Source organism: Pyramidobacter sp. YE332 (genome assembly GCF_033060595.1).
GTDB lineage: Bacteria > Synergistota > Synergistia > Synergistales > Dethiosulfovibrionaceae > Pyramidobacter.
Map to the genome: position 1 here is coordinate 1,839,132 of NZ_CP133038.1, position 21,243 is coordinate 1,860,374.

Consider the following 21,243-nt stretch of genomic DNA (forward strand, 5'->3'; position numbering starts at 1 on the left):
GTTTCACAGAATTTATCCGCCAGAAAATTCGTTCAGAGCCTAAAAGCTCTGAACGAATCTCAGTGTCTCGTTATAACCTTGCGATCAGCGGAATCACAGCGGAGGCGCTGCGCATGTACTTCCTCAGCAGCTCCTTGCATCGCAGGGAAATCTGCTTTTTCAAAAGCTCGTCGTCTTCCAAAGCCTCGCGTTTCAAAGCGCGGCGGACGGCTTCGGAAAACTCCTGACGCATCCCTTCCGCGTCCTTGAAATGGATCTGGCCGTAACTCTCGAAACAAGGCTCGCCGACAAGACGTCCTTTCTTGTCAAGCGTGATCGAGACCACGAGGACCCCGTTCTCCGAAAGTTCCTGACGTTCCTTCAGGATCGAGCCTTCCTTCTCCCCCAGCGCCATACCGTCTACCAGCACGGCGCCGGCCGGCGCTTTGCTTTTGACCCCGGCCGAATTCCGCGTGATGGAAAGGATGTCGCCATTGTTCATGATGAAAACATTTTTTTCGGGGATCCCCACTTCTTCGGCCAGCTGCGAGTGACGGATCTGCATGCGATATTCGCCGTGAACGGGAACGAAATATCGAGGCTTCACCATGCTGAGAAGCATTTTCAGCTCTTCTCTGGAGGCGTGTCCGGAAACATGCAGCCCCGCCTCCCTGCCGTACAGGACTTCGCATCCCAGTTCAAAAAGTCTGTTGATGGTGTTGCTGACCAATTTTTCGTTGCCGGGAATGGGATTGGCGAAAAGGGCCACCACATCCTTGCTGTCAAGCTTGACTCGATGATGAGCGCCTTTGCTCATCAAAACAAGCCCGGAAAAGGGTTCTCCCTGACTGCCGGTCGTCATCACGACAAGATGGGAATCGTTGTAAGAATCCATCTCGGCAAGAGGGACAACGGTCTCGGGATCAGCCTTTATATAGCCCAGACGTATTGCCAGCTCGACGTTGTTGACCATGCTGCGCCCGGCGAAGACGACCTTCCTGTTGAAGCGCGCCGCCGCGTCAAGGACCAGCTGGACGCGATGAAGGTTGCTGGCGAAAGCGGAAATGATGACGCGCCGGTTGCGGTAGGTGCGGAAAAGATTGTCGATGGACCCGATCAACGACTTTTCGGATTTTGTAAAACCTTCGCGTTCAGCGTTCGTGGAGTCGGAAGCCATGAGCAGCACGCCCTTCCGCCCCAGTTCGGCGAAAGCGGCGTAATCGGTGACGTGTTCGTCGACAGGCGTGGGATCGAACTTGAAATCGCCCGTATGGAGCACGACGCCGAGGGGGGTCTCGACGGCGATCCCCAAAGCGTCGGGGATCGAGTGACAGACGGAAATGAACGTAACCTTGAAAACGCCAAGCGCAACGGTTTCTCCGGCCTTGACCTCCACCAGCCGCGGCTTGTACCGCGGCGCGGCTTCCAGCATCTTCCCCTCGATCATGCCCAGAGTAAGCTTGGCGCTGTACACGGGGACGTCCAGCTTGGGCAGCACGAACGGCAGCGCGCCGATATGGTCCTCATGCCCATGGGTGATCAGGATGCCGCGGATTTTTTTTCGATTTTCTTCGAGATAGGAGATGTCGGGAATGACAAAGTCGATGCCCAGCATCTCCTCATCGGGAAACATCAGACCGGCATCAATCACCACAATGTCATTTTCGTACTCTATGGCGTACATGTTCTTGCCGATCTCCCCCAGGCCGCCCAGAGGAATAAACTTCAGCGTTTCAGTCGGCGCGGAGGCGATCTTTCTTCTGCGGGCATAGGCTGCGCGTGAGACGTTCATTGCCGTCCCCTTTTCGCTGATCGTGCGCCGGCTGTACGTCCCTTTGGTGCCCTTTCTCTGGGGCGACGCCGTTGCGGGCTGCGTTGATATTGCACTCTTCGAATTATTTTTCATCTCAACATTCCTTGTCTATGATTTTTGCGATGGCTCTCGCAATGAAAGAACAATTCTGCTAGAATAGTATTGTATAAGGCATCTTTGCATTTCAATCTTTCTTTCCCCAACTGGAGGTATAACAGTGGCTGAACACAAGCACAACGACGACGCTGTTTTAATGACTCAGGAAGGCTATGACAAAATGACTCAGGAAGGCTATGACAAACTGAGCACCGAATTAAAACAGCTCAGAAGCGAAGAACGTTATAAAATCGCCCGCAGGATCGAAGAGGCCCGTTCTTTCGGCGATCTCAGCGAAAATGCCGAATATGCCGCGGCCAAGGACGACCAGGCCAAACTCGAAGGCAAGATCCAAGTCATGGAATATCAGCTTTCACGCGCCAAAATCATCGATTCGGCCAGTTTGGACAATTCGCACGTTTCGGTGGGAACGACCGTGACCATCATGGATATCACCCACAACAAGGAGTTCGTCTACTCCATTGTCAGCTCGGAAGAATCCGATCCGGAAAAGGGGCTCATTTCTTCCGTGAGCCCCGTAGGGCGGGCCCTGATGAACAAAAGGGTGGGCGACGAAGTGCCCGTCAAGGTCCCGATGGGAATCCGCAAGCTCAAGATTCGCAAGATCAGAGTCAAATAGTTCCAGCGGCCAAACTCTTTGCGGACCGCGATATAAAAACGCCGAGAGGCTCAGCATGATGGGCTGTGCCTCTTTTCTATTATATCCCACTCGTTTCCGTTTGTGCAATTTTTGTAGCAAGAAAGTACGCCGCTTCGCGTCGTTTTTCAGATTTCATCGATCGCAAACGATAAATCAGGCCATGCCGGTACAGCTCAACCGGCATGGCCTGATTTATCGTTTCTGTACAAAGCTCTCTCTAGACATCGAATTTAGGCATCGCGATCTCAGCGTTTTCCGCCTGTTCCGTGCCGTCCTTTTCCATAAGGGTCGGTTTATAGCGCCGCCGGCGCACAGCCAAACCGCCGGGACGCCCAAAGGGATTGCTTAAGTTCTCGTTGCCGATCTTGAACCGGCTGTCGGGGAACGCCGTGATGGCAAAGGATAACGTGATCCAGTCGTTGTTGTTGCTGTCCGTCAGATCGTCGTTCACCGTCAGCTCCCAACGCGTACAGCAGCTGTTGTCGTAAGTCAGGATGTACCCCATGGAAGACAGTTCATTCTTATTGCCGGTCAGATCAAAAACTCCCTGTACCGCAAACGTAAGAGAAGGCCCGATCTTTACGCCCACGCGCTGATAAAAGGTGTCCGTATCATAATTGCGGTCCCAACCGTTGCCAAACGCGGAACGCCCCGACACCCTTTTCTGCTCGAATGCAGAGCCGATCTCAAAGCCGCCGCAAGATGCCCTGACGCCCAATGTCCCGATCGTCACGATCTGGCGGTCGCTGCCGTCGTTCTTATAGCCGTAATTCCAGTAGTCGCCTTTGAAGAAGGGAGAGACGGTCCAGGCGCCGAGCCGAAAGGGATATTCGGTGTAATAATCGATCCCCCAGCCGTAACGCTCGATAAAATCGCCCTGATACCCTTTTCGATCGACTCCCGTTTCCTGAAATCTCCCCCAGTTTCCCTTGAAGCGAGCATATTGAGAGAAGTCGCCAATATGAAGTCCGACCCAGGGGGAGGTCAGTTCCACTTCCGGGTCGCGCCAAAGCGTCGTTTCATATTCTTTCTGACCAGGCTTTCTTATGACCGAACGTTTTTCCCTCTGAGCCCAGCCGATGTCCATGGCCCAGCCGGAACGCGCCAGCACCGCCCCCAGAAGGGACGGGACTTGGTCTCGTCCGTATTGCTGTCGTACTGATGATTGTCTCCCGCATACAGAGACAGCCACGGGGCCACCTGTTGATCGACGCGCGCCTGATACTCGAACATGCCTTCCTGCCAGATCCCCGCCCCGAGGGCAAGCTGTCCGGCGTCCCAGGAAAAGGTCGAACGCGCTTCCAGTCCCAAGTGTTTGTCGCTGTCATAGTTCGGCATGATCGTCACGACGTTTTTCGCTTTTGGCTTTTGATTGACGACCATATTGAACGGCATCGTGAACAGATACGCAGAACCTGCATAAACCCGGGGATGATGAAGCACGATATACTTCCCCGGCACCATGACGATTTTCTTGGAACGAAGCAAATAATGGGGGTGATCCTGCTTGCAGGTCGTATATGAAGCGCTGTTCCAACGCACGACAGCGCTGTCCGGAGCGCTTCCCCGCAGATACTTTCCCCGCAGCCATTTTTTCTCGTGGGCCGTCTGCGGATCCGCAACTTCGACGCGCGCTCCCTTGATGTAAACGGCACCGTAAGGAACTTTCGACGATCCTTCGGCTCCTTCGAGATATCCTGTCGAATCATTCAGATGATACTCGAGAAAGTCGCCCGCCAACGTGTCCGCATTTTGACGCTGGACTTTGATTTTCTTTCCGGCAGAGGCAAACGCTCTGATCACATTCGTCTCCGAATCCAGCGTCACCCGATCCGCGCGGAACACCAGATCGGTATAACGCACCACGGCGTGGCCTCGCGCGGTGGCAAGATGATTGACTTCGTCAAACTCGATGCCGTCCGCCTCGAGGACGACAGGCAGCGTGTCCGTGACCTCAGGCAGCTTCTTCTGCGCCGCCCAAACGTCATTCGTCGGCGCCAGCAGAGAAAAAGCGAGCACGAGCCCCCCGAGACACGTCGAATATTTCGTCATTCACTCCACCACCGTATGCATCCATCTTTGACACATATTTTGCGTTGTCCGTCCATAACCGCATTCTTGCAGACCAACGTATAAACGTCGCCGCTTACGGTCACTCCCCGAGGAAAATTCCACACGTCGTTTTTTTGCTCCCAGCGAGCTTCCGGCGTCTTCCACTCGAAAGGATGCTCAGGGCGCTGCCATATTCCATCGGCATCGCGCAGCGTCAACGTACCGTTTTCATGATCGTAGGTTCCGTTGGGGGCGTTGATCGTGCGCAGACCGGATGGCCCCATGATCTGGCTTGAGATTTTGTTCAAATGTTCCACAGGATGGTCACGCACAACTTTCTCCGCGCTGATCCTCCACTGGTCTTTGCCGACGTTGCGAACCGCGGTAACGCCGCCTATTTCCCAGCTCAATTCCTTGCCGGTATCGACGAGGGCCCCGATCACATCGAGATCGCGTCTCAGAGCTCTTCCCCAGAGGGCCAGTGCAAGCGCAACGAATACGACGACCAGGGCTCTTATACAATTCCGCCGCACATGACCATTCCTTTCCAAAGTCCCTTACGGTTTAGAGGTTGTCAATCTCGGTCGCCTTTTTAGGGGGCTCCGCAGCGTCCTCCACTTTCGTTTTTTCTTCGTTCACTTTCTGCAGATTCACGGTTTTGCCGCTCAGGACATCGACATATTTATCGTTCGCCAACGCTCCCAAAGAGGCAGGGATCGGATATGCAGGTACCGAGACGCTTTTTTCGGTTTCAGAGTACATGATGGCCCCCGCCGGCACTTCTTTGGCGTTGCCGCGGATAAAGAATCCGCCCGCCAGCCCCAACGGCCCCAATGCAAGTGCGCCCACAAGGCTCGTTCCCGCCGCCGCCGCATAACTGGCCTCAAACTCCGTCGCCTTTTTGGAGGCTTCGCCTTCGCTCAGGGGCAAAACCGGATCCCCCAGCGTCTTCAAAGACTTCACCGAGATCCGGATCTCCGACGGGCGGCCAAAACTGCGCGGTTTTTTGACTGACGTGACGATCCCTTCCGCGGGGGCTCCCACAGGCGCGACAAGTCTATGGTTCACGATAAGATTATGCGTGAGTTTCAGCAAAACCCGATCGCCCTTTTTGGTGACGGAAGGTTTCAAGGTTTCCATCAGCTGCAGGCGGACGACCGTTCCTGCGGGAACCTCGACGGGCTCGGAAGCGACGGGATCGGAGACGACCATACCGAGCACTCGTTCCACCCGCATCGCCATGGGTTTGTCTTCCATGGAGCTTCCTTCGAGCCTTTTTTCAACAACGGGAATCCGCTCGATAAGCGGCTTATCGGCATTATTAGAAATCTCGAGGCCCCATTCAGCCACGCTCATCTTGTACAGAAGCGACGGCTGCCCTTCGGTTCCCTTCTCAAGGTAATCGACATGAGCTGACTCGCGCTCCGCCAACGTGCCTTGCAGTTTCGTGCCGTAAAGATCCTTCTCTACGCTGTCGAGCCTCGAAATCAGACCGCCTGAACGCACTGAACCATAAATCGCGTTTTCCAGACGATCGATCTGTTTCGCCGCCGTCGTGTCCGTAGCAGCGCCCGCGGCGCTTCCCAGAAGACTGCACAAAAGTAAAACGATTCCTACTTTTTTCATGTCACTCGCTCCTCTTGTCTTTCACTGTTTTCAGCGCAGATAACTCATCGGATTCGTCGGACTGTCGCTGCGGCGGACTTCGAAATGGACATGCGGCCCCGTAGCGCGCCCGCTCGACCCCACTGTGGCGATCACGGTCCCTTTTTTCACGTTCTGCCCCTTGCGGGTCATCAACGACTGGCAGTGGCCGTACAAAGTCGTATACGTGCTGTCATGACGGATAATGACCGTCCGTCCATAACCGTTCATCCAGCCGGAGAAAATAACCTGGCCTCCCCGCGAAGCGCGTATGGGAGTATGCCGGGGCGCGCGTATGTCTATGCCGGCGTGGAAAAGCCTGGCCCGTCGGATCGGATGCCGGCGCCAGCCGAACGGACTGGAGATTTTTCCCACCACCGGCCAGGAAAAACGGCCTGCCGCCCCGCTGGCGGCTTTGGCAACGGGAGGGGCCGTGCGCGACATGCCGCCGCCGCTCGAACTGCCTCGATACACGGCAATGGACCGGCTTGCACCGGGGATAAATACCTCCTGACCGGCGTTCAATTCCACCTTGTCGGCCAATCCGTTCGCCATGCGGATCGCTCTCTCGGCAACGCCGTACTTTTTTGCAAGCGCGTTCAAAGTCTGCCCTTTGGCAATCTTGACGCTCAATCCGTCCTGATTGGGAATGCGCAGGACAACGCCGGGAGAAAGACGATCCGGCGTGCGGAGGATATTGGTTCCATAAAGAGAATCGATGCTGAGATTATTTGCGCTGGCAATGGTCCACAGAGAGTCGCCCGGCTTTACCGTGTACTTCCGGTATTTTACCGGATCAGCTCTCTGTTTGGAAGCGAGTTTTTCCTCGGTGCGGCTCTTTTGTTCTTCCAAGACGTCTTCCAGCAAGTCTTCCGTGCGCGGAATCAAGAGGACCTGTCCCAACGAAAGCCGGTCAGGATTGCTGATGCTGTTGGCCTTGCTGATCGTCGCGACAAGAATCCCGTACTTCCGCGAGATGTCGACCATCCGCTCGCCCTGGCCGACGGTGTGCTCCAGCCAAGGACGCTCGTCAATATCTTCGTCCATCTCGTCTTTCTCGCCCAGCAGCCGGACAATGACGCTGCCGTCGTCGGTTTTCTGATTGCTCAGCTCCGAAAGGGACAACGTCATAAAAGGATCGTGCACCGGCAACGGCTGGTCAAAAGACCGATCTTCATTCATCGCGGGAAGGATCGCCAGCCTTCCGCCGCCAAGAGGGTCTTCCTCGGGAACGACCTCATCCAGCATCAGGCCGCTCTCTTCAAATTCAGGAGAATCCGGGAGCAGCGGCGAGATAACGCCGCTGGTATTTTCCCGCTCAAGCTGGACCATCTGCCCCTGAGCCAGAGCCGCACGCGCTTCAAGAGAAGGGAAAAAAGCGGAAAGCGGAAAATCCTTATAGGCGGGCAAATCTTCGGCTTTGAAAACCGCCAGAGAGATAGCGCCGGCCGTCGCCAAAATCATCGAACCCATCAAGCTCCAAAAAACTCTGCGGCTGTTTTTTTTGTCCAATCGGTCCAAGAGCAATCGTCAACTCCTCATAGATACTTTTCTCAAGGTGCCAATCACGCGGAACGTTTATTCTGCATCAGGGGAGACACAATACGTCTCATGATAACGCATCCATTATACTCGTTTCGGACGGTGAATTCATCTGTTCCTTCCCAAAAATTTCAGCGATCCCATTCCGAGCCCCCAACGCGTTAGGGGCGGACGCTTCCGGGAGAACGCGGGACGCTTGCGGGAGACAGCGTATAAAAATATGGGGCGGGACAGACGATGATCGTCTCCCCACCCCATATTTCATACCGAGTTCTCATGGAACAATTCAATGCGGACGGCTCCGAGAAAGTTCAGTACCTGGAACTCTCCCGGCTGTCGCGCGATCGGCGCAATTCGCTTCGCGGCTTCTCCCCCAAAGCGCCGGGATGATCCAGTGTTTTAATCGGGAAGTCGCGTGAGAGGGACACATCTTCATTTTGCGCTTTCAGTAGGATGCGAATCTTCATGAGAGCAGCCCTGGCTGACGAGCTGTCTTTTCAAAGTCAAAGGAGAAACGCCCGTCGCGATGAAGTAAACTTTTTCTCCCAAGTTCATCAGGTGATCGGCCACACGCTTCAGATGGCGAAAAAGGTCAATCGCGATGAAGATTTCCGCAGGCGTCTCCGACAGATAAGGGGAAGAAAGACGCTGCATCAACGACTCGGCGCATTTACGGCAAATCCGCACGGTTTCGCGACGTTTTTCGCGGATCACGGCGAGCACGCCGCCGTCTTCTTTATCGAGCGCGGCCAGAAAGTCGTCGATCATCTCGCTGCATCGGCGCGAAACGTCAAGCAGATCGTCGATCTTGGGCAGCGGCGCGCGCCCGTGGTAATCGTTGACATACTCTTTCAGCCGTTCGGCGACGTTGACCGCCTGATCGCCGATGCGCTCGATATCCGTGATGATCTTCATGACCGCATAGACATAGCGCAGATCCTCGCGCATCGGCTGCCGCATGGCGATGGAATAAAGGCACTCCTGATCGATCTGCTCTTCCAGCTCGTCGATCGCGTCGTCGCCGCAGATGACATCCTCTTCCGCGCCCACGTCGAGAGTGCACAGCCCCGCGACGGCTTTGGCCAGAGCCTCTCTGGCGCCGATCGTCATCTGCTGAACCAGCGTATACATACGCGCTTTGTCAGAAGAATAAAGATAATTTTCGAGGCTACGCTCGCTTGATTCGCTCTTTTTAGTCGCCACTCACAGCCCCCTCCTTCCACTCGGAAAAAGCTCTTCCGGTCGAATATCTTGCCTGTTTCTTGGTGAACTCTTCGCCCTCGGCCACCTCTTTCGCCATGGCCAGGAACCCCTGCATCAGGGAGACCAGACGGACAGCCCGGGAGGCGTTGCGGTCGTAAGAAGTGCTCTCGCCCACTTCACGGCGAATCTGGTTGCTCAGGCCGGCAAGTTCCGCTTCCTGGCTTTCCAGCGCGTGGACCTGGCCTTTCTCGCCAATGACAAAGGCGCACAGAGCGGACCGCATACACTTGCGCGACAGTTTGCACCAGCGCTCCCACACGCCGTTTCCCAGAAGCGCGCGGAGCGCGTCATGAACCGCCGTCGACTCCAGATGCGATCGGATCGATCCTGTCAGCAGCTTGGACATGCCGCGCAGGATTGACATCGTGTAACTGATGATCGTAAAATCCTCCGACACTTTTTCTTCTTCGGCAGGAACGCGAATATGATAGGCAAATTCCTGGCACGATTCGCACAAATCGGCGATCGCCCGAGGCAGTTTTCCAAAAAGCGCGCCGTTGCGCTGCTGCGGTTCGAGCAGCATCTGCAGATACGCCTCCATGTAGTTGGAGAGGCGTCCCATTTCCTTTGACAAAAGCATGACCGCCAGTTCGGGAACGTCCAGGATCTTTTCGTCGATATAGCGGGGTTCGCTCAGGCTGCCGCTGCCCGATACAAGCCGGACGCCGATCCACGTAAGAAATTGAGGGAAAGGCAGAAAGACGAGAATGTTGAACGTTGCGATCAGCACTTGACCGTACACCAGTTCCTGAGCGGCGGAGATGCCGAGGGAGACGAACGTCCTGTGGACGAAGGGCAAGAAGCACAAGAAAATCAGCCCCCCCAACAGCTTGAAGAAGAACGTCGCATAGCCGAGGCGCTGCGCGCTGAGCGAACCGCTCATGCCCGCCAACACCACCATGGTCGTGGAACCGATGTGCGCTCCCAGAGCGATGGGCAGTGCGGAAGTCGCCGGCAAAGCGTTCGACGCGGCCAAGGCGATCCCCAGCGCCATGATGGCCGAGCTGCTTTGCAGCACGCCCGAGCCGATGAAAGCGATGATCCCCATCACCAGCGCGTCTGACGCCCAGCGCGTCATCAGCCGGCTGAACTCGGGATCGGCAAAAAGCGTCTTCGTGCCCAAACCCAGAACCTGCATCCCGAGAAAGATCAGCGCCAGGCAGCGAAGCACGCCGAAACCGGAACTGACCCATTTATTCCTGCTCTTGCAGAGGAAATAGGACACGCCGAACATGAGCGGCGCGTAATCGAACAGATTCAGACTCAAAAGGAAGGACACGAACGTGCCGCCCAGGCTGGCCCCCATCATCACGATCAGCGAGCCGGCGAAGCTCAGCATGCCGACATCCACGAATCCGACGGCAAACGACGTAGCGATGGTGCTGCTCTGCGTGAGCGCGGAAAGGACCACGCCCAACAAAAAAGCCTGCGCTTTCTTCTTCGTAAAACGGGCCATCGAGTTTCTGGCGTTCGCGCTCATATTCTCACGAAAAAAGCGCGAGCTCTGGTCGACGCCGAAAAGGAACAGCGCCAAACCTCCCAAGATATTGACAAAGCTGGTGAAATACAGCACAGTACAATCGCCTCCCCCGCCTCTTCACCGTAGGAGACGGTTCTATTTCAACGATCCGCTTTCGCGGCTTTCTTATTCTTCAGCTCGGAAAAAATAGGCGCCAAAAGCATCACGCCCGTGATCGCCAGGAGCACTGCGCTCAGGGGACGCGTATAGAGGAGCTGCGGCCCGCCCATGATCAGCGTCATCTGCAGATTCGTCTCGATCAATGCCCCCAGTACCAGCCCCAGCACGATCGGCGACAGCGGATAATGGAATTTCTTCAGAATCCAGCCGAGCACGCCGAAGCCGAGACATACGCCGACGTCGAACACCGACGAGCGGACGGCAAAACTGCCGACGATCGCGAACGCAAAGATCAGCGGATAAAGCACGGTCTTGGGGATTTTCGTCACCCTGATCCACAGGCGGCTGCCCCACGTGCCCAGAAAATAGAGCACGATATTCGCGACAAACAGACTCGAGAACAAAGTATATACCAGTTCGGGCTGCTTCGCAAAGAGCTCCGGGCCAGGGCGCAGTTCGTGGATCATCAACGCGCCGATCAACACCGCCGTGGAGGCGCTGCCGGGGATCCCCAGCGTCAGCAGCGGCACCAGCGCGCCGCCGACCGAGGCGCTGTTGGCCGCCTCCGCGGCCGCAACGCCCTCATAAGCTCCCGTGCCGAACGTCTCGGGATGGTTGGACAACCTTTTTTCCATGTCATACGCCAGAAAAGAAGCGATCGTCCCGCCGGCGCCGGGGAAAATGCCGATCAGCGTTCCCAGAACGCTCGAACGGACAATGGACCACTCCAGCCCCAAGTAAGTTTTGAGCGACGGCCACTCCGACACGCGCTCCTGCGCCGCTTCATACGCTCGATAATCGTTTTCTTCGATGTTGGCGAAAACTTCGCTGAGGGCGAACAGCCCGATCAGCGCCGGCACAAAAGAAAATCCATCGTATAGATTGAGAATGTCGAAGGTAAAACGGCTCACGCCGTTGACATGATCCAGGCCAATCGTGTTCAGCATAAGACCCAGCAGCACCGCCATCAGCGACTCCGCCCACTTCCGGCCGGCCATGGACGAAACCGTGGACAGTCCCATCAGCGCCAACGAGAAGTATTCGGCCGGCCAGAACTTCAACGCAAAATTCGCCAGCGGCGCCGAGAACAGCACGAGGATAACGACGCCGATAAAGCCGCCCCACACGGAGGCGACAAGGGAAATTCCCAAACCATAGCCCGGCTTGCCGCTCTTTGCCAGAGGATAGCCGTCGAAAGCCGTGACGACCGCCGACGGCGTTCCCGGCGTGTTGATCATGACGGCCGTGACCGAACCGCCGTAATTCGAAGCCAGATAAATCGCGCACAGCATCACCAGCCCCATCGTCGGCGACATGCCAAACGTGAACGGCAGCAAAATCGCCACCGCCATGGACGGCGACATGCCCGGCATCGCGCCGCCGAGAATGCCGACGACGACGCCGGCGGTGACAATGAGCAACGGGCCGGCGCCGATCAGATTGCGAAGCCCCGACCAAAGGTTCGTCAACAATTCCATCGTCATCGCTCCCCGTCACATGAACAGCTTGCTGAAAAGCGTTCCCGCCGGAAGACCGAGCAGGAGCACCTTGTTGAAAACAAACCACGTGAACAGAACCCAACAGGCCGCGGTTCCCAAAATCAGCAGGATCCGCCGCTCGCCCAAAAGCAGCATCAGCAGCGCCAGCATGGCCGCCGTACAAACGAAAAAACCCAGCGTGTCGAACTGCGAGATAGCCGCCGCCACAATCGCAAAAGCCCAGAAAACTTTATCGACGCGCCCATGCCCGACGGCTTTGACGCGGGGGGCCCGCCACGTGCGAAACAGCTGAAACAGGGAAACGACCAGCAGCGGCAGCGACCACAGATAGGGCATCAGCTTCGAACTGCTGTCCATGCCTTCCATCTCTTCAAGGCCGTTCGTCAGAAAGATAAATACGACAGACAGCTCGACAAAAGCCGTCGACACCAGCAGCGAGCCCAGCCGGTCCCTTTTGCCGCAGACAACGAAAAACAGCGCGGATACCGCGAGAACTGCCGCGCAGACTCCGGCGATCACGACCAGACCGCGCGGATTGTTCAGCGACAAGGCAAGTTCCTGCATTGACTGCATATATATCGACACCTCTCTCTTTCGAAAAGCGGTCCCTGTTTCGTGAACCACAAAACAGGGACCGCTTTTTATACCGTGCCGCCCGCTTACTTGATCATCCCGGCTTCGCGAAGCGCAAGCCGGACGTTCTCTACGTCGTTCCTGACCTGCGCGGTGAACTTCTCGCGCCCCCAGTCGACCACGTCGATGCCGTCGCGCTCGAGATATTCTTTCCATTCCGGATCGGCAGCGACTTTTTTGTTCAGTTCTTCCCACCACGCGTAGGCCTCTTCGGGCGCGCCTTTGCGGATGGCGAAACCGCGCCACATGATCTCGTTCTCGAGCCCTTCGTACCCCAGCTCCTTGAACGTCGGCGCGTCGGGGAACTGCGGCAGGCGCTCGCCGCGGCACAGGGCGAGGATCTTGTAGCCGGGACGCCCGGCCATGTCGGCGGGATTGCCCACGTAAGCCACGCTTTGGCCGCTCAGCGTCCCCATCATGGCTTCGGGACCGCTCTTGTAGGGAACCCATTTGGCCTTCATGCCGACGATGCGCCAGACTTTGGTCGCCAGCACATGATCGTTGCCGCCGGGAGCGGGGCCGCTCCACAGCTGGGTGCCGTTCTTGGCTTTCGCGTCGGCGACGACTTTCTCGAACGTGTTGAACTCGCCTTCCGCGGCGCCGATGACGCATTCGGGATCGCGCATCAGCATCGCGACCCATTCCATACTCCAGATCATCTCGTCCTCGTTTTTCTTGGAGGACAAGACTTTGTTGACGACGGCGGTCGTAGGGGCGAAAACCGTATAACCGTCCGCCGGCTGCTGAAGCACGTGCCCCAGCCCCACCAGCCCGCCGGCGCCCGTCACGTTCTCGACCACAAAGGTCGCGTCGGTGTACTTGGCGGCGACAGAGATGAACTTGCGGCTGGTCACGTCCATCAGTCCGCCCGGGGCCACGTAATTCACAATGTGGATAGGGCGCTCGGGATAGGCTGCGCAGGCAGCCGAAGCAAACATCGCCGCACACAGAACGAAAGCGCATGACATTGCCTTACGGAATCTCACGAAACAACACCCTCCTTCATCAGTTGCCTCTCTGTCCCCAAGACCATTTCCAGAGAACGGAGGCCGCTTAAGCTTTAAAGAGCTGAAACAACAAACCATGCCGCAGGCTGCGGTCGCTGACCGTCATTTCCCTGGCGCCGGTCAGTTCGAGAACGGCCTTGACGATGCAGGCGCCAGCTAGGATCACGTCGGCCCGCTTGGGCTGGAGGCCGACGATCTCGCGGCGCTGATCCAGCGTCTTGGCCGCATAGTCTGCGATCTGAGCGTTTACGTCGTCGAGACTCAGCGTGGATCCCTGAATCACGTCGGGATCGTATTGAGCCATTTGATGCTTCACCGAAGCCATGCTGGTGACCGTGCCGCCCATGCCGACAAGGAACGCGACGGGACCGGCAACGCCACCGTCGGTCAGCTCTTTGGCAATGGCCGCCTGCGCTTCCGCCAGTTTATTCGCGGTGACGGGCATTTCCGCGAGGTACTGCTCGGTAAAGCGGACGGCCCCCACGTTGAGACTGAACTTTCTCACCAGCCTGCCGGCTTTGCCAAAAACAAACTCCGTGCTGCCGCCGCCGGTATCCATCGTCATCAGATCGGCCTCAGCGGCCCCTTCGATGCCCGACATGACCGCCACGTAGGAAAGCTGGGCTTCTTCTTCGCCGGTAAGCACGCGCAGCTCCACGCCGCAGAGCTCTTTGACGCGGGCGATAAAATCCGCGGCATTTTTGGCAACGCGCAAAGCCATCGTCCCCACGGCGATGATCTCGTCGGCTCCGGCCGCTTTCGCTTCCTCTGCAAAATTCGCCACGGACCGCGCGTTGCGCTCCAGCGCCTCCGCGCCGATGCAGCCGGCGTCTTTCAGCCCTTCGCCAAGACGGACAATGTCATTGACGTCCTTGACGACTTTGTACCCGCCGGCCCCGGTCCCTTCCGCCAGACAGAACTTGATCGAGTTGGTACCGACATCGATGATCGCTTTTCTCGGAGCCATCTTATTTGATCCCCACCGACTTCTTCATGGCCTGGATGTAATTCATGTTCTCCACGCCCTTCATACCGAGTTTTTCCACGACCCTCATGATCAGGATCGGGTCTTCATGCTCGACGCACATCGTCCGCCACGCTACGCCGTTGAATTCTGCGGCGGCGATCTCGGCCGTGGCGCCGTCGATCTTGTAAATGTCGCGGTCCTTTTTCACCAGAACAAGCTCCAGATCTTTATGCGGCACGACGAGCTCCTTGATAAACTGGTCGTGAGTGTATTCGGCGCGCTCAAGTTCCGGCAGCTCCACCTTGAGGATTTTAGCCAGCGCGGAAAGCTCGTCCGCGGCGATCGGGAATCCCGTCTTGAGAACCGGCAGCCATTGCTCCAGGCCGTCGGCATTGACCTTCTGAAGAGATTTGACGTCGATGAGGTCAAAGCGGATCTTGACGTTCTCGTCGCTATTTCTGGAAAGAATGTATTCTTCGTCGGTCCTCTTGTTCGAATCCATCGGCAGGGCCCGCAGCGTCTTCTCGCCGACGCCGAAGTCTCCCTTGCCAAAGGTCCGCCACTCCCAGCGCGCTACAATCGCCATACAAAACTCCTCCTTGACATGAGACGTGTCTCCGCAAAACAAAGAAAGCTTACCGACACGCACTCGGCGTCATTCTCCAAAGTTATTGAAGACTTTTCTTTTTCAAAAATTATCCTCGAAATAAAATATTAAGAGATTATTTCGCTTGCTTTCCGTGATTAGGGCTTGTTTAAAAAACATTTCAGCTTGTATTATTTCAATAAAATAACACTGGCAGCGACAAGAACAAAAGCGAAAAACGAAGCGTCAAGTTTGTCATAGCGGGTGAAAATTCTACGGAACCATTTGATTTTCTGAAAGAAACATTCAACCAAGTGTCGTTCCTTGTAAACATGCTCATCTATAAACCACGGTTCGGGATTATCGCTCTTCGGCGGGATAGTGTAACTTCCCTCCCGAGAAGTAATGTACTCTCTGATGGCTTGCGAACCGTAAGCCTTATCGCCGATGACGTTGCTCCCTCTGATTTCCGCTTGCCCGAGCAAGGACACGGCATGGCGGGAATCGTGGTCATTGCCGGGACTGAGCAGGAGCGCCAGCGGATTGCCTAAACCATCTACTATCGCATGAATTTTCGTATTCTTGCCGCCTCTGGACATGCCAATCGCTTGAGCCCCTTTTTTCCCCCTTCCGGGGTTTTCCCTCTCCCGTTGGCACTTTGATGTACTTTGCAGGACGTGGAGTCGATAGAGAGATTTTCCATGTCGGCATCAGCGCTTAGGGCGGCAAAGATCGCCTCGAATATTCCCCGCTGTTTCCACAGCCTGAAACGTGCGTAAACTGCCTGCCATTTGCCGTAACGCTCCGGAAGATCTCTCCATGGCGCTCCACTTCTGGCAAGCCACAGAATCCCATTGATGATCCTGCGGTTATCGTATTTTGCCGGGCGTCCACGTTGACCTGATTTCGGGTGTTCGGGCGGCAGCATTCTCTTGATTCGATTCCACTCGCTGGAGGTCAGTTCATATCTTCTCTCTTCCATGAGAAAAGTTTAAGCGATTGGATCGATTTAGGCAACTTTGACGTTTTTTAAACAAGCCCTAGTCATTTTACTCGCCAATGAAGCGATGTCAATACCTTTATAGTTCTTAGAGGCTATAACAATATCAATAGATATAACTCATAAGAATCTATTTCAATTGCCGATAAAAACGCGGAACCACCGGGACGCAAATCGGCCGATGAAAATCTACGATGCGAGTCATACCGTTTTTCCTTAAGAAGGGCACGGCTTTTATGGCAGCAAAGGCGCATCGGAAACTGCGCGATGTCGTTCCTCAAAGGCCTAACGCTCTTCGAGACGCGGCATTTTCAAGCACGCCTTTTATAAATCTGTTTTTAATTGAAAATCAGTACAGCATAAAACCGTTCCACAAAAAACGATCCAAATTACAGCAAAGGCAAGAGCCGAAGATCTCGGCTCCTGCCTTTGTGCACATCATGATTCGTTAAAGTCATTCCGCTTCAAGAGGCTTAGCTTCAGCCAGACTCTTGTACACGCAATAACGTCTCTTGGCGTCGCGCTCGGCCTTTGCATAGAGCTGCTCGGCCATTTCGGGATTCGTCTTGGCCAGCGAAGTGTAACGGCTCTCGCTCATCAGGAAGTCGCGGAACGAAGCTTTGGGCTCCTTGGAATCGAGGACGAAAGGATTCTTTCCTTGTTCTTCGAGCTCGGGGTTGTAGTGATACAGATGCCAGTAACCGGCTTCCACGGCCTTCTTCTCCTGCTCCTGGCTCTTGCCCATGCCGGCCCTCAGACCATGGTTGATGCAGGGCGCATAGCAGATGATCAGCGACGGACCGTCGTAAGCCTCTGCCTCGCTCAGCACCTTGACCAGCTGGTTCTTGTCGGCGCCCATGGCACACTGAGCCACATAGACGTAACCATAGGTCATGGCGATACGTCCAAGATCCTTCTTGGCAACCTTCTTGCCGGCCGCGGCAAACTTGGCGACAGCAGAAGTGGGCGTGGACTTGGAGGACTGACCGCCCGTGTTGGAATACACCTCGGTGTCGAAGACAAGAACGTTGACGTTCTCGCCGCTGGCAAGGACGTGATCCAGACCGCCGAAACCGATGTCGTACGCCCAGCCGTCGCCGCCGAAGATCCAGATGGACTTCTTGACGAGATAATCGGCCAGGTCGCCGACGCGAGCCAATTTGGCGTTCAGTTCTTCGTCGCCGAGATCGCAGTCGAGCACTTCGTACACCGCCTCGGCTGCGGCCTTGCTGCCGGCTGCGTCGTTGCGAACGTCGTACCAACCCTGCAGCGCCTTGCGAACTTCTTCGGGCAGCGTGTCGGATGCAAGCAGCGCTTCGACATTGGCCGTCAGATCGTTGCGGCTGTTCTTGACGGACATGGCCATGCCGTAGCCGTATTCGGCATTGTCCTCGAACAGAGAGTTCGCCCAGGCGGGGCCCTGTCCAAGAGCGTTGGTCGTGTAGGGCATGCTGGGAGCGGAAGCGCCCCAAATGGACGAGCAGCCCGTGGCGTTGGCGATCATCATGCGGTCGCCGAAAAGCTGCGTGACCAGCTTGGCGTACGGCGTCTCGCCGCAGCCGGCGCAGGCCCCCGAGAACTCGAAGTAGGGCGTGGCGAACTGGCTGTTCTTCATATTGTGAGTGTTGACGCGGTCGGACTTGTCGCTGACATGGTCGATGCCAAAATGCCAGTTCTCCGCCTGAGCCATCTGAGAGGCCAGCGGTTTCATCTCCAGAGCCTTTACGGGGCAGATATCGGCGCAGTTGCCGCAGCCAAGGCAGTCAAGCGGGCTGACCTGAATGCGGAATTGAAGGCCGGCAAGTTCCTTGGGCGCCTTCACCGGCAGCGTCTCGAAACCGGCCGGCTTGTGAGCGGCTTCGTCCTCGTCGAGCAGCACGGGGCGAATGGTCGCGTGCGGGCACACCATCGAGCACTGGTTGCACTGGATGCACTTGTCCTTGTTCCACTCGGGAACGAAAACGGCAACGCCGCGCTTCTCGAAAGCGGAAGTGCCGTTGGGGAAGCGTCCGTCCTCGATGCCGACAAAAGCGCTGACGGGCAGTTTGTCGCCTTCCTGAGCGTTAATCGGATCGACGATATCCCTGATGAAATCAGGACGCTCTTCGCAGCAACCGGCAGCTTCGGTCTTGGGAGCGTCGGCCGCCTCGGCCCAGGCCGCGGGGATATCGATCTTCTTCAGAGCGCCGTAGCCCTGATCGACCGCCGCATTGTTCATGTTGATAATATCTTCGCCTTTGCGGCCGTAGGACTTCTGAATGGCGTCTTTCATGTACTTGACGGCGTCTTCCATGGGAATGACGTTGGCCAGCTTGAAGAAGGCCGACATCATGACCATGTTGGTGCGGTTGCCCAGGCCGATTTTCTGAGCGATGTCCGTACCGTCGATCACGTAGAACTGAATGTCGTTCTTGGCCAGATAACGCTTGACCTTGGCCGGGACATTGGCTTCGAGGGCATCCATGCCGGTCCACTGCGTATTCAGAAGGAACACGCCGCCCTTCTTCAAGCCGGCAGTCACATCATACTGGTGCAGATACTCCTGCTTGTGGCAGGCCACAAAGTCGGCGTTCTCGATGAGATAGGTCGACTTGATGGGCTTTTTGCCGAAGCGGAGGTGCGAAACGGTGATGCCGCCCGACTTCTTGGAGTCGTAAGAGAAATAGCCCTGGGCATAGAGATCGGTGTTGTCGCCGATGATCTTGATGGCGTTCTTGTTGGCGCCGACCGTGCCGTCGGAACCGAGGCCCCAGAACTTGCAGCGGATCGTTCCTTCCGGAGCGGCATTGACCGTCTCGCCCAGAGGCAGCGAATGATAGGTCACGTCGTCGTTGATGCCGACCGTGAAATGATTGACCGGCTTGTAGTTCTTCAGATTGTCGAACACCGCCTTGATCTGCGTCGGCGTCGTGTCCTTGGAACCCAAGCCGTAACGGCCGCCGACGACCAGCGGACGCTCGGCTTCGGCGTATTCCTCGAACAGAGCGCAAACGTCCTGATACAGAGGTTCGCCCAACGCGCCCGGTTCTTTGCAGCGGTCGAGCACGGCGATCTTTTTGACAGTGGCCGGAAGGCCCCTGAAGAAATATTTGGGACTGAACGGACGATACAGATGGACGATGACCAGACCAACCTTCTCGCCGCGGGCCATCAGGTAATCGACCGTTTCCTCGGCCGCCTGACAGGCGGACCCCATGCAGACGATCACCCGTTCCGCTTCGGGATCGCCGTAGTAGTTGAACGGATGGTACTCGCGTCCCGTCAGAGCGGAAATCTGCTCCATGTACTGCGCGACCGTCTCGGGCAGCTCATCGTAAAAACGGTTGCAGGCTTCGCGCGCCTGGAAGAAAATGTCCGGATTCTGCGCGGTCCCCTTGGTGTAAGGATGCTCGGGATTCAAAGAGTCGGCCTTGAACTCGGCAATCGCGTCATAATCGACCAGCTTCGCCAGATCGTCGTAGTCCAGCACCTCGATCTTCTGGACCTCGTGCGAAGTGCGGAAGCCGTCGAAAAAGTTCAGGAAAGGCACGCGCGCCTTGATGGCCGTCAGATGAGAAACGGCGGTCAGATCCATGGTTTCCTGTACGCTGGAGGAAGCCAACATCGCAAATCCTGTGCCGCGACAAGCCATCACGTCGCCATGGTCGCCAAAGATCGAGAGGGCATGCGTCGCCAGGGCACGGGCGCTGACGTCGAAAACGGCAGGCAGGCGTTCGCCGGCGATTTTATACATATTGGGGATCATCAACAGCAATCCCTGCGAAGCCGTAAAAGTCGTCGTCAAGGATCCGGCGCTCAAAGAACCGTGCACAGCGCCTGACGCGCCCGCTTCGGACTGCATTTCCGAGATCTCGACGACCCTGCCAAAAATATTCTTTCTCCCCTGGGCCGCCCATTCGTCGCAGTCTTCGGCCATCGGCGAAGAAGGCGTAATGGGATAAATCGCGGCGACCTCAGTGAACGCATAACTGACGTGCGCTGCGGCCATATTGCCATCCATAGTCTTCCAACGTTTTGCCATTTCGAAACTCCCCCTTGATGATAATTAGGATCTGCTGTATCGATAAAAATCGAAAGGGATTCACCCTTTTCCCTTTGCAACCCCATCCAGCCGTGAAACCAACACACTCTCCCTCGAAGCCCACGTTACGACGACCACATAAAAGACACAGCAATTCCCCTATGTGATTCAAATTCTATCACGAATGCAATAAAAGTTTGTGATTTATCTTAAAAGAAAAACATCGAAAAAAAATTATCGGGCAAAATTGATTTTTGTATACTGTATTTTTCATCATGATGAAGCAAGCACAGAAAAATACAGGATTAGCCCAAGAAACAAAAAAATCGGCGGAGTTCCCTGACATGGAGGGCCCATCCGCCGACAGCGAAAACAAGAGAAAACTAAAGAAGGCGAAAGAAAGCCAAAGAGGACAGCCAAAGAGGACAAGAGAAACATCAAAAGGCCAAGCGAGCAACGTTTACAAAAAAGCCGGTCTGCAGCGGGAAGGATTTTCCGCAGCGGGCCGGCGATTTTTGAGCGAAGATTTTTAAGCGAAGATTTTCGAGCGGAGAAAGGAAGAGAAAAAGAGAAGAAGGAAGAAGTAAGGAAGAAAAAACAGAGACACGGGCGACGACCTACTCTCCCGCGAAGCGAATCGCAGTACCATCGGCGCGTGAGGGCTTAACTGCCGGGTTCGGCATGGGACCGGGTGGACCCCCTCCGCATTTATCACCAGTATCTCTGTTCAATTCGACTTCCGCAACTGCCATGGACGCGTCCACAGTCAGTGCGAAAGCGAAACCTTTTCGTTGTTCTTTTTTCGTTTCTCTTTTTCGTTTCTCTTCTCTCGAACAGCACG

General features: G+C 56.0%; 17 protein-coding genes and 1 rRNA gene. 2 read left to right on the top strand and 16 right to left on the bottom strand.

The window, feature by feature from the left end; genetic code table 11:
* Positions 1-70 precede the first annotated feature (70 nt).
* A complete protein-coding gene (locus RAH42_RS08675; RefSeq protein WP_078015185.1) occupies positions 71-1,885 on the bottom strand; it encodes a ribonuclease J in 1,815 nt (604 codons plus the stop codon).
* Between the two features lie 160 nt (positions 1,886-2,045).
* On the opposite strand from RAH42_RS08675, the gene greA reads away from it, so the two are divergent.
* Complete coding sequence (gene greA, locus RAH42_RS08680; protein WP_317540254.1) at positions 2,046-2,528, top strand: transcription elongation factor GreA; 483 nt, start codon at positions 2,046-2,048, stop codon at positions 2,526-2,528.
* Between the two features lie 238 nt (positions 2,529-2,766).
* Here greA and RAH42_RS08685 read toward each other — a convergent pair whose 3' ends face one another.
* From RAH42_RS08685 to nifJ, 14 genes are all read right to left on the bottom strand, one after another.
* Complete coding sequence (locus RAH42_RS08685) at positions 2,767-3,660, bottom strand: hypothetical protein (protein WP_317539270.1); 894 nt, start codon at positions 3,658-3,660, stop codon at positions 2,767-2,769.
* On the bottom strand, positions 3,594-4,601 hold the full coding sequence (locus RAH42_RS08690; protein ID WP_317539271.1) for a hypothetical protein: 1,008 nt from the start codon (positions 4,599-4,601) through the stop codon (positions 3,594-3,596). Before RAH42_RS08690 ends, RAH42_RS08685 begins: the two co-directional genes overlap by 67 nt.
* Positions 4,598-5,152: a hypothetical protein gene (locus RAH42_RS08695; RefSeq protein ID WP_205948321.1), complete on the bottom strand. Its 555-nt coding sequence runs from the start codon at positions 5,150-5,152 to the stop codon at positions 4,598-4,600. The genes RAH42_RS08690 and RAH42_RS08695 overlap by 4 nt, the downstream gene beginning before the upstream one ends.
* A gap of 13 nt (positions 5,153-5,165) precedes the next feature.
* Complete coding sequence (locus RAH42_RS08700; protein WP_296425801.1) at positions 5,166-6,227, bottom strand: hypothetical protein; 1,062 nt, start codon at positions 6,225-6,227, stop codon at positions 5,166-5,168.
* A 30-nt stretch (positions 6,228-6,257) separates the two neighbouring features.
* On the bottom strand, positions 6,258-7,718 hold the full coding sequence (locus RAH42_RS08705; RefSeq protein WP_143521856.1) for a LysM peptidoglycan-binding domain-containing M23 family metallopeptidase: 1,461 nt from the start codon (positions 7,716-7,718) through the stop codon (positions 6,258-6,260).
* 501 nt (positions 7,719-8,219) lie between these two features.
* Positions 8,220-8,918, bottom strand: a complete 699-nt coding sequence (locus tag RAH42_RS08710) for a PhoU domain-containing protein (protein ID WP_317539272.1) — start codon at positions 8,916-8,918, stop codon at positions 8,220-8,222.
* Positions 8,919-8,979: 61 nt separating this feature from the next.
* The gene (locus tag RAH42_RS08715) at positions 8,980-10,623 is read right to left on the bottom strand and encodes a Na/Pi symporter (RefSeq protein WP_296425807.1); all 1,644 of its coding nucleotides are present in this window, start codon (positions 10,621-10,623) and stop codon (positions 8,980-8,982) included.
* 47 nt (positions 10,624-10,670) lie between these two features.
* Positions 10,671-12,167: a tripartite tricarboxylate transporter permease gene (locus RAH42_RS08720; protein ID WP_296425812.1), complete on the bottom strand. Its 1,497-nt coding sequence runs from the start codon at positions 12,165-12,167 to the stop codon at positions 10,671-10,673.
* Between the two features lie 15 nt (positions 12,168-12,182).
* Positions 12,183-12,761 carry a tripartite tricarboxylate transporter TctB family protein gene (locus tag RAH42_RS08725; protein ID WP_296425814.1) on the bottom strand — a complete coding sequence of 193 codons (579 nt, stop codon included), beginning with the start codon at positions 12,759-12,761 and terminating at the stop codon, positions 12,183-12,185.
* 86 nt (positions 12,762-12,847) lie between these two features.
* Entirely contained in the window at positions 12,848-13,807 is a 960-nt protein-coding gene (locus tag RAH42_RS08730; RefSeq protein WP_078017055.1) for a tripartite tricarboxylate transporter substrate binding protein, read from the bottom strand.
* Between the two features lie 67 nt (positions 13,808-13,874).
* On the bottom strand, positions 13,875-14,795 hold the full coding sequence (locus tag RAH42_RS08735) for a Ppx/GppA phosphatase family protein (protein WP_078017054.1): 921 nt from the start codon (positions 14,793-14,795) through the stop codon (positions 13,875-13,877).
* Position 14,796: 1 nt separating this feature from the next.
* Entirely contained in the window at positions 14,797-15,381 is a 585-nt protein-coding gene (locus RAH42_RS08740) for a hypothetical protein (protein WP_078017053.1), read from the bottom strand.
* Positions 15,382-15,572: 191 nt separating this feature from the next.
* Positions 15,573-16,363 (bottom strand): IS5 family transposase gene (locus tag RAH42_RS08745; protein ID WP_317539161.1). Its coding sequence is split into 2 segments (ribosomal slippage): positions 15,573-15,992 and positions 15,995-16,363, totalling 789 coding nucleotides; the frame shifts between segments, so codons are not numbered across the junction.
* A gap of 472 nt (positions 16,364-16,835) precedes the next feature.
* Entirely contained in the window at positions 16,836-20,402 is a 3,567-nt protein-coding gene (gene nifJ / locus RAH42_RS08750; RefSeq protein WP_078017051.1) for a pyruvate:ferredoxin (flavodoxin) oxidoreductase, read from the bottom strand.
* Positions 20,403-20,656: 254 nt separating this feature from the next.
* On the opposite strand from nifJ, the gene RAH42_RS08755 reads away from it, so the two are divergent.
* A complete protein-coding gene (locus RAH42_RS08755) occupies positions 20,657-20,935 on the top strand; it encodes a hypothetical protein (protein ID WP_317539273.1) in 279 nt (92 codons plus the stop codon).
* A gap of 71 nt (positions 20,936-21,006) precedes the next feature.
* Here RAH42_RS08755 and rrf read toward each other — a convergent pair.
* Positions 21,007-21,121, bottom strand: a 5S ribosomal RNA gene (gene rrf, locus RAH42_RS08760).
* Positions 21,122-21,243 lie beyond the last annotated feature (122 nt).

Excerpts from the sequence above, each read along its gene's own strand:
- RAH42_RS08675 (WP_078015185.1), bottom strand. The coding sequence starts at position 1,885 with ATGAAAAATAATTCGAAGAGTGCAATATCAACGCAGCCCGCAACGGCG.
- greA (WP_317540254.1), top strand. The coding sequence starts at position 2,046 with ATGACTCAGGAAGGCTATGACAAAATGACTCAGGAAGGCTATGACAAA.
- RAH42_RS08690 (WP_317539271.1), bottom strand. The coding sequence starts at position 4,601 with ATGACGAAATATTCGACGTGTCTCGGGGGGCTCGTGCTCGCTTTTTCT.
- RAH42_RS08700 (WP_296425801.1), bottom strand. The coding sequence starts at position 6,227 with ATGAAAAAAGTAGGAATCGTTTTACTTTTGTGCAGTCTTCTGGGAAGC.
- RAH42_RS08705 (WP_143521856.1), bottom strand. The coding sequence starts at position 7,718 with ATGGGTTCGATGATTTTGGCGACGGCCGGCGCTATCTCTCTGGCGGTT.
- RAH42_RS08710 (WP_317539272.1), bottom strand. The coding sequence starts at position 8,918 with ATGTATACGCTGGTTCAGCAGATGACGATCGGCGCCAGAGAGGCTCTG.
- RAH42_RS08720 (WP_296425812.1), bottom strand. The coding sequence starts at position 12,167 with ATGGAATTGTTGACGAACCTTTGGTCGGGGCTTCGCAATCTGATCGGC.
- RAH42_RS08725 (WP_296425814.1), bottom strand. The coding sequence starts at position 12,761 with ATGCAGTCAATGCAGGAACTTGCCTTGTCGCTGAACAATCCGCGCGGT.
- RAH42_RS08735 (WP_078017054.1), bottom strand. The coding sequence starts at position 14,795 with ATGGCTCCGAGAAAAGCGATCATCGATGTCGGTACCAACTCGATCAAG.
- RAH42_RS08740 (WP_078017053.1), bottom strand. The coding sequence starts at position 15,381 with ATGGCGATTGTAGCGCGCTGGGAGTGGCGGACCTTTGGCAAGGGAGAC.
- nifJ (WP_078017051.1), bottom strand. The coding sequence starts at position 20,402 with ATGGCAAAACGTTGGAAGACTATGGATGGCAATATGGCCGCAGCGCAC.